Origin of the sequence: Paenibacillus sp. MER 180, from assembly GCF_023713665.1 — a bacterium.
GTDB lineage: Bacteria > Bacillota > Bacilli > Paenibacillales > Paenibacillaceae > Paenibacillus_B > Paenibacillus_B suaedae.
Map to the genome: position 1 here is coordinate 191,396 of NZ_JAMAVT010000013.1, position 17,943 is coordinate 209,338.

Sequence of the window (17,943 nt, forward strand, 5' to 3'; positions counted from 1 at the left end):
ATTAAGAAAAATAGCTGCTGCCATTCTGCTATACAGATGCTTTGAAGTCGCCGATCATACAAGAGCCCGTATCTCTCGTTGGAGATACGGGCTCTTGTATGATCGGTACTAATATTTGAATTGAGATAAGGTTTCCTTCAAATTCGAGGATACATCCTCAAGCTGTTGAGACAGCTCGACTAAGCGGTTCGATACATTCAACTGTTCCGTGCTTAACGATGCAACCTCTTCGGAAGTAGCAGATGCCTCTTCCGCAACTGCGCTTACATTGCTCATCGCTTCTACCAGAATGGACTGTGCCTCATTTAGACGACCAATGGAGCCTGTCACATTCCCAAGCTGCTGAATCATGCCATCCATCTGCTGCTGAACCGTTGAGAAGATGACATCTGTCTCCTGTACAGCTTCCGCTTGTTTCTGGAAGAGGGGGAATGCTTCTGACAACGCTGTTACGGTCTCCGTAATCTCTAGCTGAATCTTCTCAGTAATTTGCCCGACGATATCGATGGACTGCCTTGATTGATCAGCAAGGTTCCGAATTTCATCAGCAACGACCATGAACCCCTTGCCTGCTGTTCCTGCACGCGCAGCCTCAATGGTTGCATTCAGGGACAGAATGTTCGTTTGCTTCGTCATGTTATGGAGGACATCCAAAATTTTGCGAATCGATTGTGTACTGTCACTCAGTGTATTGACCTTCGTCGCAAGCGAGCGCATCATATCCCCGGTGGAAGTCGTGCGGCTCATTAAGGAAGTCATATTCGATGCACCAAGCGTGCTCGATTCGGCAACCGCCTGAACCGAATGATCCATTTGCCCGTTGGCATCAATAACATTCGACATTTGTGAAGCAATACTATGCGTGAGATCATGGCCTCGCTCAGCCTCTACCGCCAGCGAAGTAGCTCCCTTCGCAATTTCCTCTGTGGCAATCGCAATTTCCTTCGCGGAGATCGCGGTGCTGCGTGATGCTTCAGACAAGTAAGAAGCTGTATCTAAGACGGCACGAGCGCTTGCATCTGTGCTCTTCACGAGATTCGTAATCTGCTCCATCATCGTATTGAATCCATTCGCAAGCTGGCCAATCTCATCCTTAGACTTAGGAACTGCACGTACTGCCAGATTGCCCTGTGCACCCTCATTCATGAGATTCCGCAGCTTCACGAGTGGTGTCGCTACCCATTGAATCACCAACCAGCCGATTACGACTGCGATGACAGCGGCAGCCAGCATAGAGATGAATGTAAGTGTCAAGATGGACTTGGCTTCCTTCACCAGCTCAGCTACAGGGACCGCTCCAACTAGCAGCCATCGGCTCGACGGCATCTGATCATAGACCAGGAGCATCTCGCCATCGGAATCAGAGCTTATCTTCCCGCTTCCGCTAATCGCACTAGTATTGCCCTCCTCAACCTCCGGCAGAAGCCACTTCGGAGCTTCCTTGGTCAACTTCCCATCTTCCTCGGTATAAATAAAATGACCCGCACGATTCACCACTTGAACGGTAGATCCCTCGCCTAGATTAATTCCATCGAGCGACTTCTGGAAAGTAGCCAGTCTAATTTCCATCAGAACGATGTATTCAGCCATCCCGGAATTCAAATCACGCATTGGTCTTGCAATTCCGAATGTCGGCTCCGGCGCCTTATCAACACCTTTCGGCATCGTATCTACCCAAATGGATTGTCCATTGCTCTTCGTTGCTTCTTCAAACCATGGCTGCTTGCGCAAATCGTCCAGCTTACTCCGAATGCCAAGTGCAGCCATCGTATTGCGCTTTGGATCAATTGGGATCAAATAAATGTTCTCGATTAATGGATTGCCAACACTGTAGGTTTGAAGCGTTTTCGTAATCGCTTCCGTAGATTGAATCTTTTCATAAGCGCTAAGCTGATTGTCCTTCAAGGTTTTGAGCGAAGCAGTCAGGTTTGGATCGAACATAATCTGCATCGTCATATTGTTGAACTGGGTCAGCTGAAGATCAATTTTTTGCGCTGCTTGGATCATAGTCTGATAATTGGACTTGGATGCTTGATCTTCAATTGCATTCTTGGAGAATAGATACGAAATCATGCCAACACTGAATACGAACACAATAATGCTGATTACAAATACAAGAAATAACTTCGTTCCCACGGAACGAGATGGATTCTGAAATACGGATGAAACGAGTGATTTCCAATCCACTTTCCGTGATGTCGTCCCCTGTACTCTCTTAAGCCCCTTGAACAACCGATTCATCTCCTTATCGCTATAGGTACCTGTGCTGCTATTTAGAAAGCTCGTCCCCTTACGTGCGGCATCGTACCCGCTGCATAAAACACACCTAAGGGGAGAACTTAGCATCCAAATTCACAAACGCTGCCTTCCTTCTTGTTTCTACTGCAGTTCTAGATCAAAGCACTGCACTACATCCAATTTCGCCACCTGTACCTCGCGGAAAAACTGGAAATCTGGATGCTCTTCCATCAACTTCGCGCGTGCCTCTTCCTTCAACTGTTCTTCAGTCATTGGTTCTTCTGACCCAATTACTAATTGATCGAGACGTTCTTTCTCACGGTGATCAAAATCAACTGCTTCTGTCGTTACATCCACAATATGAACATAACGGTACGGACTGTAGCCAACATGCTTAAACTCTTCATTCAATTTCTCATACTTCATCTATTTGCCTTCACCTTTCTTCTCTTAACCTCGCTGTACTTTTACGCACTACTACTAATATCGGTTAATTAGTCCTATTTCACAATAGTATTATGAAACATTTTCCTCATTTTTTTATTATTCAAACTGTATGCTCTGCAGCAAAGCCTCTAGAAAGAACAAAACGCACCCGCTCGCAAGCAGATGCGTAAATGGCGCAAAGTGTCCCGCCCTACCTGGAGTTGGGGGGCAGATGGACGGGCACATTGCATGACGTATACGCCAATGCATAGACGCCATACCTGAATCTATTGTGCAGCATTGCTCATACCAATAAAAGGAGATAGATCACATCAGTCACTTCTTTTTTCGTCCCCTACGACATAACTTTTTGCTACTTATCTGCTAAGAATTTCACAACCGCCTCACAGACTTGCTTCGAATGCTCAGACAACGAAAATACATGATCAGAACCATCAATCCACGTAATGTTAGCACGCCCATCCATCGCAGCTGCCAATCGATAAGAAATATAAGGAGGAACAGCGCCGTCAGCCGTCCCATGAACGAACAACGTTGGACAGTGGATACGAGATGCAGCAGCATACATATCATGCTGTGCCGTATCATCCAGCAATCCTTGACCTACGATGAAGCCATTCATGTCCATGCGCCCTTCTTCCAACAGCTGCTTGAATCGTGAACCGGCCGCCTCTCTAGCTACAATATCGAAGATATTGGCAGCAGGGCAAAGCCCCACTAAGCGATGCACCTCTTCTCCCAGCTGTGAAGCTGCCAGAAGCGATACTGCTCCCCCCATACTGAAGCCCAGTAGGCTGACACGATTCGAATCGATGCCTTCCATACAACGCACGGCTTGAAATACAGTTAATGCATCCTCCAGCTCAGTTGATAGCGTCATTTCTTCAAACGTTCCATCACTCTCACCGCTGCCTGCGAAGTCAAAGCGAATCGCAGCGACACCAGCCTGTGCCAACTGTTCACTAAGACGTCGAAAGAAGCCTCTGCCTTCCAGCATATGCCCTGTAAATCCATGACTCATTACAACTGCTGCTACTGGTTGTTCCGTAACAGGCAGAGTAATCAAGCCACGCAACGTCTTATCATCCCGCTTCCATTCCGTCGCAATTTTGCGAATACGGTATGTGTGCTTCTCCAATCCTAGCATACGATTCCACTTCCTCCTTGAAAGTCATTGTATCGTACTAACTCATCATGGTGTGTTCATCATGGTGCCTTCCCCTGCATGAATACATTAATCTTTTCCTTGCCACTTATTCTCCGCAACCGTACGTTCTGTCGAGCTCACTACCGGTTGCTTCTCTGTGTCTAATTGGGTGTCTACGGTTGCCTGGTCTCGATCCGCGGTATTGCCACTTGTTACCGTACATTGACCATCTTGGATCTGCTCGGTGAACAATCTTCTAATTTCGTCCCTTTGATTTTTGGCAACGAGTACATAAGCCACATCTCCTGCCAATAACTGCGTGGTTCCTTTGGGCGCAATCATCTCTTCCCCACGAATTATAGCTGTAATCAAAGTGTCATCCGGCAATTTTAATTGATGCAAGTAGCTGTTCTCTATACAGGCACCAGGCTCAATCGTTTTCTTCACCAAGTCCATGTTCGTCTTCCCGACCGACACCAGCTCAAGCGCATGTACCTGCTGCCCGCCTGGTTCGCCAGCCAATCCAAGCCGCTTCGCAAGCGGAGAAATGGTAGCCCCTTGAATAAGGGCAGACGTTAGAACAATAAAGAATACAATATTGAAGAACAATTGTCCATGCTCTAAGCCTGCAATCATGGGATATGTCGCCATAACAATAGGCACCGCCCCTTTTAACCCTGCCCAAGCAATAAGTGTCTTCTCCTTGCCTGTAAACTTACTATACATCAAGCTAATGAATACACCGAGCGGTCTTGCAACGAACATGAGAAGAACCGACAGCACCAGACCTTGCCATGTAATCTCCAGCAGCTGAAGCGGGAACACGAGAAGTCCAAGAAGGATGAACATCATGATCTGCATCAGCCAGGCGAAGCCCTCATTGAATCTTACAATCGTAAAACGATATTGCAAATCGGAATTGCCGATGACAAGTGCCATCACGTATACAGCTAAGAAGCCGCTGCCCTTCAGCAGACCGACACCGCTATAAGTAAGGATCGCGAATCCGATTGCAAGTATAGGGTACATACCAGATGTATCTAGGGCAATTCGATTCAATACTTGAACGATGAACCAGCCTGCGAGCAGTCCTAAGCTAAGTCCAAGTCCCATTTGCCATACGAATGAGAACAGCATTTCCCACACGGAAAGATCCGGAATCTGAATCCATTCAATGAATGATATCGTCAAGAAGACGGCCATCGGGTCATTCGTTCCTGATTCCGCCTCCAAGGTGGAGGTCAACCGCTTCTTCACATTCTGGCTTCCGAGAACTGCGAACACGGCTGCGGCATCCGTAGAGCCGACAATCGCACCGATCAGCATGCCCTCTTTCCAATCAATTCCTAAGATAAATACCGAACACACACCAAAAACCGTAGCAGTAATCAATACACCGATGGTTGCAAGCGATACAGATCCGCCAATGACAGGCCGAATGTCACGCCAGCTTGTCTGCATCCCTCCATCGAACAATATAATGATCAGAGCCAAAATCCCGAATAGCTGCGTTAACTTCGCATTATCGTAATAAATGAGAGGATTCAATGCCATCCCTACAATAATAAACAATACAAGTGAAGGCACATTGAATCGATTCGAGAATTTGGCACTAATCACTCCCGCTAGAAGCAAAGAACCAAATAAGAAAATAATCATATCCGTCGTCCACAAATTCGCATCATCCCTTTCCATCACTATATCGCATACAGTATCGTCCAGCACAATCAAGATGGAATTTGGAGGATTGCGTTTACATACTGTACCTCCATTATACTGTATACCTACCGAATAAATAAGAATAACTTATGAACAGGCTGCGAAATATACAACCGGCAACAAGAACTTGTCGCCGGTTCCTGTATATGAATCATAAGTATTCGTTATATTTAGCGGCTCTTCTTGCGATAATGAGAAGGAGGGATTCCCGTCCACCGTTTGAACATCCTGGAGAAATGCGTTAAGTCCCGAAATCCGACTGCCCGACATACCTCTGCTACTGTAGTATCTCTAGTCATCAGCATCTCGCTTGCCTGTCGCATGCGGAAATCATTCAAATATTCATTAAATGACTTGCCTGTGTAGGATTTAAATACATCACAGAAATAGGTCTTGGATAGTGATGCAAGCCGGCAAATCTGCTCCAGACGAATATCCTCATGAAAATGCTTATGCACATAATCAAGAGAGACTTGAACAGCCTCTCGGTGTTTATTTATACGATCTTCCTCCTTCTTTACCTGCACGACTGTTCTCGTGCATTGGTCTTCACTTCCCCGGCTCAGCAGAACAAGAAGCTTCAGCAAATTCGCCTTTAAAACAAGCCCGTAATGTGGTGTCTTCATCCGGAATTCCCTCTGCATCTCCTCCAGAATCGTCCTCACATGTCGTTCTTCTTCACCAGAAAGGGACATTACCGTTGGCTTCCTTCCCCCTTCACTTAACACAGGATGCAAGTATTGATAATCCATGAAATTACTCTGGAGCTCAGGCTGGGTAAAGCGCTCATTGATATAATAAGGTAAGAACTCGCAGCCAATGACTTCCGTCTGTCGTCCTGGAATCCATTCCACACCGTGTATCGCAAACGGAGGTACGATGCATACACTTCCTGCGAGCATTTTGTGACGTCTCCCGAGATAAGAATGCATGAATCCTCCCTTCACGACATACCAAATTTGAAAGTAATCATGGGTATGCTCATGCAAATTGCCGTGTGTCTGGTCGATCCGATACAATTTGCAAGGGAGTGCCTCTGGAAATTCGAACTGCGAGTGAAAAAATACGACACCCTTCGATGAGAACTCCTCAATGCTTCTGCCAATCCACATGTTTTTCATTGCAGGCTGACTACCTATTACAGACATCAATTCCCCTCCTATTCGCTAGAAATATCGAATTTGGAAAGCTCTTAATGTAAGCGTTTGCAAGAGCGGTGGTTTATCCCTCTTCTACAAGCATGTTTAACAATGTGGAAGTTTATAGACTGTCTATGAAGGAAAATGCGACAGGAAGGCCCGGTGATCTTGCCTGAAGAATCATGTAGGCTTCCTGTTGCCATGAGGATTACTCCGCAAAACATGCCTGATACAGAGCTTTGGCTAGAGCCATATGTCCAACCGCGCTCGGATGAACGCGATCCCATGCCAGTGTAGCCGGATAGAAATGCTCCAGCAGCTTATCCATGACCTGCTGTGTATCTACAAATAATGTACCATGCTCATTCGCGATCTCCTTAACAATTCGACCGTATTCATTCATCGTTCGGCGCATCGCATCTTCTTGGTTCGGTTCAATATAATAGGGTGTCATTAACGCAATCCAGCGTACATTCGGCTTGGATCGTTCAACGAGACGATTCAAGGTGTCATAATATTGATCCGAACCTACATGCTGCTCCGACACGAAGGGCATATCGTATTGACGCCAGACATCATTAATTCCAATACAAATAACAAGTCCGTCCGGCTCCAATTGTTCGACATCTGTCTCCCATCTACGCTCTAAATCAACCACTGTATTCCCACTAATGCCCATATTCACGATGCGAATTCCCATCTCAGGATGCTCCGTCTGAACTAGTGCATCGAACATGGATACGTATCCTTTGCCATTGGCTCCGAATAATCCTTCCCCATACGGTCTAGCCCGCTCACAATCCGTTATGGAATCTCCAATGATAACGATCTTATCCCCATGCTGCAGCATAATACAATGACCTCCCTACACATTATGGAAACAACATCCAAAACATAACCTCACTTAGGAGTTTTTTTCCACATACCTAATTCAATAGGGAGATCATCAATTCCTGCCCACTTGGGCAAACATTCAAATTTTTATGTTAGGATCGCAGTAGTCGAAGCCCATTCAGGATGACAAGAATCGTACTCCCCTCGTGTCCGACGACTCCAAGCGGGAGAGGAATCCCGAGTATGAAGTTAGTTGCAATTAACCCCGTAATGACCGCTACAGCGAATATGATGTTCTGCTTTACAATCGACTGTGTTCTTCTCCCTAGCACGATCGCATGCGCGATGTTGGCCAGATCATCGTTCATCAAGACAACGTCGGCGGTCTCCAAAGCTGCGTCACTGCCTGCCGCCCCCATAGCAATCCCGACAGTTGCACTGGCCAGTGCAGGCGCATCATTGACGCCATCGCCTACCATCGCCACCTGTCCATATTGCTCCTTAAGCTTCTTAATAATGTTGAGCTTATCTTCAGGCAGCAGTTCGGAGAACACCAAGTCAATTCCTGCTTGGGAAGCAATAGAACTTGCCGTCTGTCTCTGATCGCCTGTCAGCATGGCCACCTCTATGCCCTGCAGCTTCAGTTGCTTCACCATTTCAATCGCCTCTGGGCGAATGCGATCCTGCAGCGCGATCACACCGACAACACGCTCGGATCTCTCCACCACAATCACCGTCTTGCCTTTGCATTGCAAAGATTCGATCTGAGCGCGAATCATCTCATCCATCCCTTGCTCAGAGCAAATATATGACGGCTTGCCGATTCTCCATTGCTTCCCTTCCCATTCAGCTTCAATGCCCTGCCCGGCATGTGCTTGGAATTGAGTAGGGCGCAGCAAACGCTCAGTGGCTTCTATATGCTCTTGGTTACGCTCTGCTTCAGCAACAATTGCCTTAGCGATCGGATGTGTGGACAGCTTCTCCAACGCTCCGGCAGCAGATAGAAGCTCCCGTTTATCCATTGATTCATACGGAATGACATCCGTAACCTCCAGCTTGCCGGAGGTGAGCGTTCCAGTCTTGTCAAAGGCAATTGCCTTTACGTGCGAGATAAGATCCAAATATGCGCCTCCCTTGAACAAAACGCCTTTTCGTGCGCTGTTCGAAATAGCAGACAGTGTTGCTGGCATGATAGAGGCAACCAATGCGCATGGTGAGGCCACAACGAGAAATACCATTGCCCGATAAAAGGCATCCGACCATGATTCTTGCAGCAGCAGTGGGGCAAGAACTGCAAGCGCCAAAGTTGCAGCAATAATCACTCTTGCGTATATATGTTCAAATTTCTCAATCATCCGCTGCGACTTGGGCATCTCACTCTGAGCTTCTTGAACGAGGCGAATGATCTTCGCAAAGAGAGACGAGTCACTTGATCTCGATACAGTAACATACAAAGCCCCTTGCCCATTCACCGTTCCTGCGTATACGTCATCCCCCATGGCCTTATCTACAGGAATGCTCTCTCCTGTAATCGAGGATTGGTTGACAGAGGATTGGCCATCCTGAACCGTTCCATCTGCTGGTATACGCTCACCTGGCTTTACAAGCACAAGATCCCCTATTATCAACTGCTCTACAGGCAGTAACCATTCAATCCCATTTCGAATGACGAGCGCTTGCTCCGGCTTCAAATCCATCAGCGCAGAGATATCCCGTGAGCTGCGGTTCATCGTAAAGGTTTCAAGTGCGCCACTCAATGCAAAAATGAAAATGAGCACTGCGCCTTCAGACCAGTATCCAATCGAAGCAGCGCCAAGTGCGGCAGCAATCATGAGTAGGTTAACATCCAAATCCCTGTCGCGAAGCAGCGTAACAATGCCTTCCTTCAGCTTAAGCCATCCTCCACACACGTAAGACAGTACATAGCACGCTACCGCCCATTGTTCAGCAAGCTGATTGCTGAACATGGCTAGCAGCAGAAACAGCAGGCTTCCAGCTGCTGCGCAGGATTCTTTATGTTCGCCAAGCCATTGCTTCCATGATGTTGTCATCGAAATTGTATTGTTCATTTCATTTCATCCTCTCTTCAAATGAAAATGACTATCGTTGTTAATCCCCTAAAAATGCATCATGCTGCTTCCGTGTTGGAAGCAGCATGTGTATTGAGAATGAGATTAATTTTCACTATGGTCATTTTTTTTGAATTGAGGCAACATTACTGTATTTATTATAATCAACAGTTCAAGAAATGTGAATAGAAATGTGAATATTTGCAAGCAGAAAAATAAACATTGAAATGAGGCGCACCTATATCTGTCAGGCTCTTGTCTCCCGAAGCTCGATATCGCCACTTACTGATGCAATCCGAACTACAGGTCCATCCACTCCAATACTTCCGCGGTAGTAATCCCTACGTTCCGTCTCTGTCCGTACTTGCGGAAGCTTCACGGACAAGTCTCCGTGATCTGCCATTGCCTCAATCTGAACATTCGCCGCCCACGATGAAATTCGAACGTCGATATCCCCGGATTTACTTTCAATCACCGAAGGGCCAATATCACGACCAAATGTGCACTCCACGTCCCCGCTACTCGACTTCAACAAGAGTGCTCCGTTCAATTCGTCGATTTCAACTTCTCCAGAGTGGCTAACGATATCCATATTAGCTCGAATTCGCTCTGCTTCAATATCTCCTGAAGAAGAGGACAAGTACCAATTAAGTCCGACACCGTCGCTGAGACTAAGATCACCTGACGTGACTTCTGCACGCAGCTCTTCAGCATGAAGCTGCTCAATATCTACATCTCCGGATGATGTCCTAACTGCCATTGTATGCGTGTTAATGCGGCTGACGTCCACGTCACCTGAAGATGCCTCCATACTTATCCGTTCGGCCGAGCTATATTCAATACGGATATCTCCGGATTTGCTTGTTATTCGTACATCTTGAAATGCCCCTTGCCGAATCACTCCATCTCCTGATGACAATTCCATTTGTAATTGGTCTGCACGAACATGCTGGATGTCAATATCTCCTGATTCAGATACCACTTGAATCTCTCCCTGGTAGCTGCTAGGCACACGGATATACAACTTATGATCGCCATACCGTAAATTGATAAAGGAGAAAAAGCGCTTCGCATTGTATCTCATTCGAGCCGATATTGTATACGTATCTCCGTCTATATAATCACGAATATCGAACTTCTCTGGCTCATCCGATTCGATGCGATAGCCGATCCGGTCTCCTTCATACGATTCAATGGCGACATCCACCTCACTAGTATGTATGCGGAGTGTGTGAATACACAAATTCGATTGACTGCGATCTTCTTGACTAAAGGAAGAAGCAGAGAATGTGTGAGACGATTCCTCAGCATGCGCTTCTTCACTTACTGAATATCCATCACTGCGTTCTCCTTCACCATTAGAGCGTGTATCCCCCTCAGTCTGTCCCTCTAGTGAAGCCTGCTGACGATGCTGTTCAAGAATTTCGCTTGCAATGGTCTGTACACTGCCCAGTGCATTTAGAATATCCTCTTCGGTCTTGCCAGTCTGCATCGCATCTTGGAAGTGAGCCTCAAAGTCCGTCATGATCTCCGCACGCTCCGCCGAAGGAATCTCCCCCAGCTCCCGTTCCAATCTTACGAGAAATTCTAACTTCTGCATGCTCATTTTGACATTACCTCCTTAATCATCTCATCTACACCTTTGGAGAATAGACTCCATTCCTTCAGCATTTCATGCATGTAGGTCTTGCCTGTATCCGTCAGCTTGTAATACTTGCGCGGAGGCCCCTCCGGAGACTCCTTCAGATAAGTTGAAAAATACCCTTCCTGTGTCAATCTGCGAAGCAGTGGATACATCGTTCCCTCTGCGACCTGGAACTTCTCTGAGATGCGATGAACAAGCTCATACCCGTATCGATCTTGTTCATAGGTAAGTACAAGTACACACAGCTCCAGAACTCCCTTTTTAAATTGAACATTCACGACATCTCCACCACCTTCCCTTGTCATTGGTAATTTCCTACATTGTATCACTCACTACTGTGTATTGCAAGATACCTTTTCATACACAATCTACTAATAATTAAAGCGATTTAGCTTTAATAGAAATTTACGAAATCATGAGTTTCTATAGTAATGATTGAAAACGCATTCACATAAGATGAGATAAGCTTTTTCCACAAGGTTCCCATAAACAAGCAATGAAATTATTTACAATTCCTTATCTTCTGCTTAACGCTATGTTTAATATTGGCATTTACAATGAGGCATGTGCACAGATTCGACGAATTTTGCTAAAGATTGATTGGTTAGCTAACAAGATGTATCACTACGGGAACCTGTTATTTTAATTCTACTAAGGAGTGTAATTATGAAAGCAAAACGCTGGTTTACCCTGCTTACTGTCATCTCTCTACTATTTATATCCGTAATTGGTTGTTCGAGCGGTTCATCTTCTGGAGAAGGCCCAGGCAGTGAATCAGGTGCAAGCGCGCCTGCTGTGAAGGAGGAAGATAAGACACCTGTTAAAATTCAATATTGGCACTCCCATGCAGAAGCTCAGACTGAGGGCTTGAACTATATGATCGGGGAGTTCCAGAAGAAATATCCTTACATTACTGTCGAGCCTGTATACCAGGGCGGCTATGAAGACCTACATAAGAAGCTGCTTGCGGCTGTAGCTGCCGGCGATGTTCCAGCGGTAACGAACGTTGAAGTATCTTCCTTGCCTATCTTCTCTCGTGATGGTATTTTCGAAGATTTGACACCTTATGTAGAGCGCGACAAGGTTGATACTTCCGACTTCTCGGAAGGCATGCTGAAGGCATATGCGTATGAAGGCCGTCAATTTGGATTCCCGCTAATCGTAAGTACGAGTGTTATGGTCTACAACAAAACATTGCTTGATAAGCTCGGCGTTCAGCCTCCGCAAACTTGGGCAGAAATCGAAGACTACAATAAGAAAGTTACAGAGAAGAAAGACGGAAAAACAGTTCGCTATGCATTTTCCGTTCCAGGCTGGGATAACTGGTACTACGATCCTTGGATGATTAACGGCGGCGGTTCTGTTCTGAACGAAGACATGACAAAAGCAGCAATCGATACACCTGAAAGCCTGCGCTACATCGAGAACTTCAAGCGTTGGATTGATGAAGGCAACATGCACATCGGTTACGGCAAAGGCGCTTCTGGTACAATGCGTCAAATGTTCCTGGAAGGCAAAATTGGCATGGTTGAGCACACTTCCGCAATGATCAAAACATACGTGGAAAATGCGAAGTTCGAAGTTGGCGTTTCCTTCTTGCCGGGTGACAAAACACGCATCTCCAACATCGGCGGTGCTGGCATCGTCATGATGAAAGGTGCTAAGGACAATCAAAAAGAAGCAGCTTGGAAGTTCATTCAATTCATGACAGGCAAAGAGAACAATTTGAAGTGGGCGGAAAAAGTAGGCTACCTCCCTACTCACAAGTCGGCCATCGATACAGAAGAAGGCAAAGCGTACATGCAGCGTTGGCCACAATACAAAGCCGTACTTGACAACTTCGACCAAGTGCAAGCGCGCATGCAGCATCCATTGTACCCTGAGTTCAGCAACCTCTACATCGAAGCAATGGGCAAGATGGTTCTTGAAAAAGGCGACCCAGTGAAATTGATGAAGGAAGCAGCTGTGGAAATTAACAAAGTACTCGAAGATAGCAACTAGATAGCAACTAACATATTGCGTGTGTACATCTGTGGTCAAGCAAGGTCGTCTCCCCTATATACCACACGGGAACAGGGCATGCGGCTTTGACTTGACCTTTCTTTATCATTGTTCTAAAGGAGAGGGCGATTAAACAGATGAATGGTAATTCCGGAATTTCGAATGATACGCCGGCAGAAGCTGTGAAGTACAAGCGGCCTTGGTCTTGGTACCGCTTCTCCGAGAAGTTGAAGGATTTCAGCTTCGCGCTGCCGGCACTGTTGTTCCTGCTTATTTTTACGTATGTTCCACTGGTATTCTCGATCTTCATTAGTACAACGAACTGGAATATGTCGCGGCCAGTGATGAAATTTATCGGGGCGGATAACTATACGAAGCTGTTATCCAGTGAAGACTTCTGGAAGGTACTTACGATTACGTTCAAGTACACGATTTTCGACGTGTTCTTTACGATTGTTATTGGGCTTCTACTCGCACTTTTGTTCAACTCTAAATCCAAGTTTTATAATTTCTTGCGTTCGATCATCTTCATGCCCTACTACATCTCTATGGTCGTCGCAGCCATGATCTTCTTGTGGATATTTAACGGTGAATACGGCCTTGCCAACTACCTATTGGACTTGGCAGGATTCGATAAGATCAACTGGATGACGAATCCGAACACGGCGCTCGGCGCTCTTATTACAGTATCCCTATGGAAAGGCGTCGGCTTCGCAATGCTGCTGTTCATTGCCGGCTTACGCAGCATCCCAGTTGAATACTATGAGGCTTCTAGCATCGATGGCGCTTCTCGCTGGAACCAATTCTGCAATATTACGATCCCATTGCTGTCTCCAATGACGTTGTTCCTTGTTATCACGAACTTCATCGGATCGATGCAAGTATTCCAGTCGATCAATATTATGACGAACGGCGGACCGCTGAATGCAACGAAGGCGATGGTGTTCTGGATCTATCAGATGGCCTTCTCCGAGTTCCGGACAGGCCGCGCATCTGCACTGGTCGTTATTTTCTTCATCATTATTATCGCCTTAACCGTAATCCAGCTGTGGATATCGAAAAAAAGAGTTCATTACGAAGGGTAGGCTTAGCGGATGTCAAAATCCTTATTTTCATCCATCCGGTTGGCAGCAGCCATCCTCATTACATTAGTGATGTTCTTTCCAACCTATTGGCTCGTTGTCACTTCTTTAAAAACACCGTTCGAGCTGCGGCTCGCGATTCCATCCTTCTGGCCAGAATCGTTCCGCTTCCAGAACTATATTGATGCATTCCAGGCGTCGCCGTTCGGCCGTTATTTCTTCAATACCGCCGTGCAGACGCTCGGGATTATGATTCTTCAGATTAATGTTGCCATCTGGGCTGCCTTCGCCTTCGCGAAGGGCAACTTCTGGGGGCGCGATAAATGGTTCGTTCTCGTGCTCGCTGCACTAATCGTTCCGGAACAAGTAACCTTCGTTCCTGTATATGTGATGATGTCCAAGATTGGCTGGCTCAACACCTTCTTGGCATTGATCGTTCCACACGGCGCGTCTGCTTACGGCATCTTCCTGCTTCGTCAAGCATTCAAGTCGCTTAACAATGATGTGCTGGAGGCTGCACGAGTCGATGGTGCTGGCCGGTTCCATCAGCTGTATCGCATTCTCGTTCCGATGGCAATGCCGACGATTGCGACACTGATCGTGCTCACCTTTATCGGCAGCTGGAACTCGTACTTCTGGCCGCTCATTATGACGAACTCGGACAGCATGCGTGTGCTGACGGTTGCGGTTGCGATGATGCGCGATGCAGTAGCAGGCGACGAAGCACTGACCTTCCATTTGCTTAGCGCTGCAAGTGTGATGGTTATTCTGCCGATCGTCATTGTGTTTGCTTTTGCACAGAAGCATATCGTCTCAGCACTCGCGAATTCAACATTTAAATAATAAGACAACTGCATGCAGCTTCTCTTATAATGCACCATCTCATCTATCTTAAGGAGGCTATGTAATGAAATCTCAATCTACTTCTTCACGTTGCCGAAAAAGTGTTCAAGCAGTGCTGCTCTCCTCTATTCTCCTGTCATCTGCCGTTGCCTGTGCCAATGGTGAGGAAGAGCCGGCAGGCTTGAGTCAAGCTGCTGCACCAGTCACACAAGTATCCAACACAACTCCAAGTGCGGCTGCTGTAGTGGCTGCTGGCAAACTGACGCAACAAGAGGTGAATCCGAAGCTTCGCATTGACAAGAACGAGTTCAAGCCGCTGCTCAACATTGCACAGGATGGACCTATTATTCCTGGTCTGCACGAGCTTGTTATCCCGCAGGGTCTTGCCTACTCCGCGGAACAGGGATGGCTTGTTATGTCAGGCTACCGTGATGTCGGTGTCAGCGTTATCGCGATTATGGATGCCAAAACCGGTCAGCTGCTGAAGTCCTTCGAGCTGTATGATGCTGTAGGAGATCCATATACGGGTCACGCCGGCGGCGTTGCCATCACAAATGGTTATGTGTTCGTTGCTTCCGGCAGCAAGGCCAGATATGTATCCATCGATAAGATGAAGCAGACAGAAGATGGCGGACAGCTTATTTTCGACGGACAATTCAAGGTAAATACGAACGCATCCTTCATTGCCTTCGAGGACGGCAAACTATGGGTTGGCGAATTTGCGCACGGCACAAGCTATCCAACAGATACCTCCCATCATATGACCAACCGTGATGGCGACCAATATCGCGCTTGGATTGAGGGATTCTCGGTAAATCCGAATACAGGATTGCCTATGCAACTAAAAAATTCCGGCGACAAGCTTGTACCTGAGCAGCTCCTCTCGATTCCGAATCGAATTCAAGGCGTATCGTTCTGGAATGGCCACTGGGTATTGAGTGATTCCTATGGTCGTAACAGCAATAGCACGATGCTGTTCTTCACCGATCCTCGTGGGCAAGCGCCTCACCAGAAGGTAACGATTAGCAACAAGGAAGTTCCGCTATGGTTCTTGGATAACGCTGAGCTTAAGCTGAAGCTTGACGGACCTCCAATGGCTGAAGAAATAACTGTTGCTGATGATTCCTTATATATCAATTATGAGTCTGCCTCTGAAGGGATTGCGATGACAGGAAGTTATGCAATGGATCGCATGCACATCCTGGATATGAAGCAAGTCGAGCAAATGTGGAAAAACAAATAAGCGCCATCCCGCAGAGCCGTCATGTGACGGCTCTTTCTTTTTGCCTTATAATGAGTAGATAGGAATGTACGCTATGGAATAGGAGTCATATGATGATGAATGAACAGCAATGGCAGGATTTGCAGCATAGAGCTGCAGCACTTATTGAAGCCCATAACAAGGACTGCTCACCTTTGATCAAAGAGATGGTTGAAGAAATTAAGGAACTTCAAGCAGAGAATGAGCGCCTGCGCAAAGCACTGAGTTCCGCAAGGAAACAAAATGGTGGTCACAGCCAGATGTCTACCAAATTAAGGGATGCGCTATACGAATAAAATCCGTGTCGGATGGATAATTTACGACCTTCCTTCGAACCCTATGTACAATACTTAATTTGATGAGCATCGGTTCAGGAGGTTCCGCCAATGATTACACGACCAATTCTGCTCGGATTATGTACCATGCTAAGCATATATGCATCGGGTTGCAGCACGACAAACACGTCCCCTCAGTCCCCTTCCGCCCAAAAATCGCATGAAGGATATTCGATTCAACAACGGCAAACGCGTGTCGCAACGAAGGAAGCTCCTTCCTTCGCCGGCGGCAATGAGAGCGATGTCCGGAGCCCTAAGCCGCTCACCTTATCCGAACTGCGCAGGAAGTACCGCTCCCACTTCATTATGCAGGGCCCGTCTGACCAACGGAGGGTTGCCCTGACATTCGATGATGGTCCCGACAATCATTTTACCCCGCAGGTTCTTGATGTGCTGCGTAACTATGGGGTTAAGGCAACATTCTTCGTTGTCGGCAACCGAGCGGAGAAATATCCAGATATCATGAAGCGCATCCTAGAGGAAGGCCATATCGTCGGCAATCATTCCTATGATCATGCGAATCTGCCGAAGCTCTCTAATGAGGCCTTCCATAATGAGATTCTTCGCACACAGAATATTCTGCGAGCTGCTACGGGACGTACGATCAACTTCATTCGACCGCCATACGGCAATATAAGTGAAGAGCAAATTAAGTGGCTCGCCTCACAACAAATGCTGATCGTGAACTGGAATGTCGATTCCCTAGATTGGAAAGGGCTCACCGCAGAGCAAATCGAAGCCAACATTATGTCTCACCTGACCCCTGGTGCTATCGTGCTCCAGCATGCTGCCGGCGGTAAAAATCATGACTTAAACGGTACCGTCAAGGCGCTCCCTCACATCATTGAGGAACTAAATCGACAAGGCATTGAGATGGTGACGTTAGATAAACTGCTAGGCAAGCCTGCATATCGGGAATAGCCCGTAAAGACGTCTAGCAGCCGGTACAGAAATGCCAGTCGTGTAATTCGTCCTATTACGGATGAGGACAAGAATAGATTTCAGTGGTACAAAGACTTATCACAGGAAAAACGAAAAAAGAGCCGTGAGATCCCGTCTGATATGCTCCCATCATAGTAGACAGTAGGAAAAACAAAACTTCTACTGCTACAATGATGGGAGTTTTTCTAATGTCTAAAAGAAGTCCAGTATCATTAGAAGTAAAATTACATGTCGTACAGCG

General features: G+C 46.7%; 15 protein-coding genes. 6 read left to right on the forward strand and 9 right to left on the reverse strand.

Features of this window, described 5'->3' with window-relative positions; all coding sequences use genetic code 11:
- Window positions 1-108: 108 nt before the first annotated feature.
- From M3661_RS20995 to M3661_RS21035, 9 genes are all read right to left on the reverse strand, one after another.
- A complete protein-coding gene (locus M3661_RS20995; protein ID WP_251488266.1) occupies window positions 109-2,232 on the reverse strand; it encodes a methyl-accepting chemotaxis protein in 2,124 nt (707 codons plus the stop codon).
- A 147-nt stretch (window positions 2,233-2,379) separates the two neighbouring features.
- Entirely contained in the window at window positions 2,380-2,664 is a 285-nt protein-coding gene (locus M3661_RS21000) for a hypothetical protein (RefSeq protein WP_065292406.1), read from the reverse strand.
- A gap of 373 nt (window positions 2,665-3,037) precedes the next feature.
- Window positions 3,038-3,832 (reverse strand): alpha/beta hydrolase family protein, encoded by a 795-nt coding sequence (locus tag M3661_RS21005; protein ID WP_065292405.1) that lies wholly within the window; start codon window positions 3,830-3,832, stop codon window positions 3,038-3,040.
- Window positions 3,833-3,919: 87 nt separating this feature from the next.
- Entirely contained in the window at window positions 3,920-5,527 is a 1,608-nt protein-coding gene (locus M3661_RS21010) for a potassium/proton antiporter (protein WP_065292424.1), read from the reverse strand.
- Window positions 5,528-5,721: 194 nt separating this feature from the next.
- Entirely contained in the window at window positions 5,722-6,699 is a 978-nt protein-coding gene (locus M3661_RS21015) for a helix-turn-helix transcriptional regulator (RefSeq protein ID WP_083189329.1), read from the reverse strand.
- A 199-nt stretch (window positions 6,700-6,898) separates the two neighbouring features.
- Complete coding sequence (locus tag M3661_RS21020) at window positions 6,899-7,543, reverse strand: SGNH/GDSL hydrolase family protein (protein ID WP_028531682.1); 645 nt, start codon at window positions 7,541-7,543, stop codon at window positions 6,899-6,901.
- 133 nt (window positions 7,544-7,676) lie between these two features.
- On the reverse strand, window positions 7,677-9,593 hold the full coding sequence (locus M3661_RS21025) for a heavy metal translocating P-type ATPase (RefSeq protein WP_251488268.1): 1,917 nt from the start codon (window positions 9,591-9,593) through the stop codon (window positions 7,677-7,679).
- Between the two features lie 247 nt (window positions 9,594-9,840).
- Entirely contained in the window at window positions 9,841-11,199 is a 1,359-nt protein-coding gene (locus M3661_RS21030; RefSeq protein WP_065292403.1) for a DUF4097 family beta strand repeat-containing protein, read from the reverse strand.
- Window positions 11,196-11,516: a PadR family transcriptional regulator gene (locus M3661_RS21035; protein WP_021256398.1), complete on the reverse strand. Its 321-nt coding sequence runs from the start codon at window positions 11,514-11,516 to the stop codon at window positions 11,196-11,198. Before M3661_RS21035 ends, M3661_RS21030 begins: the two co-directional genes overlap by 4 nt.
- Before the next feature lie 388 nt (window positions 11,517-11,904).
- Between M3661_RS21035 and M3661_RS21040 the strand changes: the two genes are divergently transcribed.
- From M3661_RS21040 to M3661_RS21065, 6 genes are all read left to right on the forward strand, one after another.
- The gene (locus M3661_RS21040; protein ID WP_065292402.1) at window positions 11,905-13,239 is read left to right on the forward strand and encodes an ABC transporter substrate-binding protein; all 1,335 of its coding nucleotides are present in this window, start codon (window positions 11,905-11,907) and stop codon (window positions 13,237-13,239) included.
- Window positions 13,240-13,376: 137 nt separating this feature from the next.
- The gene (locus M3661_RS21045) at window positions 13,377-14,324 is read left to right on the forward strand and encodes a carbohydrate ABC transporter permease (RefSeq protein WP_021256400.1); all 948 of its coding nucleotides are present in this window, start codon (window positions 13,377-13,379) and stop codon (window positions 14,322-14,324) included.
- 9 nt (window positions 14,325-14,333) lie between these two features.
- A complete protein-coding gene (locus M3661_RS21050) occupies window positions 14,334-15,164 on the forward strand; it encodes a carbohydrate ABC transporter permease (RefSeq protein ID WP_028531680.1) in 831 nt (276 codons plus the stop codon).
- Window positions 15,165-15,228: 64 nt separating this feature from the next.
- Window positions 15,229-16,407, forward strand: a complete 1,179-nt coding sequence (locus M3661_RS21055) for a YncE family protein (RefSeq protein WP_065292401.1) — start codon at window positions 15,229-15,231, stop codon at window positions 16,405-16,407.
- Between the two features lie 95 nt (window positions 16,408-16,502).
- Window positions 16,503-16,721, forward strand: a complete 219-nt coding sequence (locus tag M3661_RS21060; RefSeq protein ID WP_021256403.1) for a hypothetical protein — start codon at window positions 16,503-16,505, stop codon at window positions 16,719-16,721.
- A 90-nt stretch (window positions 16,722-16,811) separates the two neighbouring features.
- Window positions 16,812-17,681, forward strand: coding sequence for a polysaccharide deacetylase family protein (locus M3661_RS21065; RefSeq protein ID WP_065292400.1), 870 nt, complete (start codon window positions 16,812-16,814; stop codon window positions 17,679-17,681).
- The last annotated feature ends 262 nt before the right edge of the window (window positions 17,682-17,943 follow it).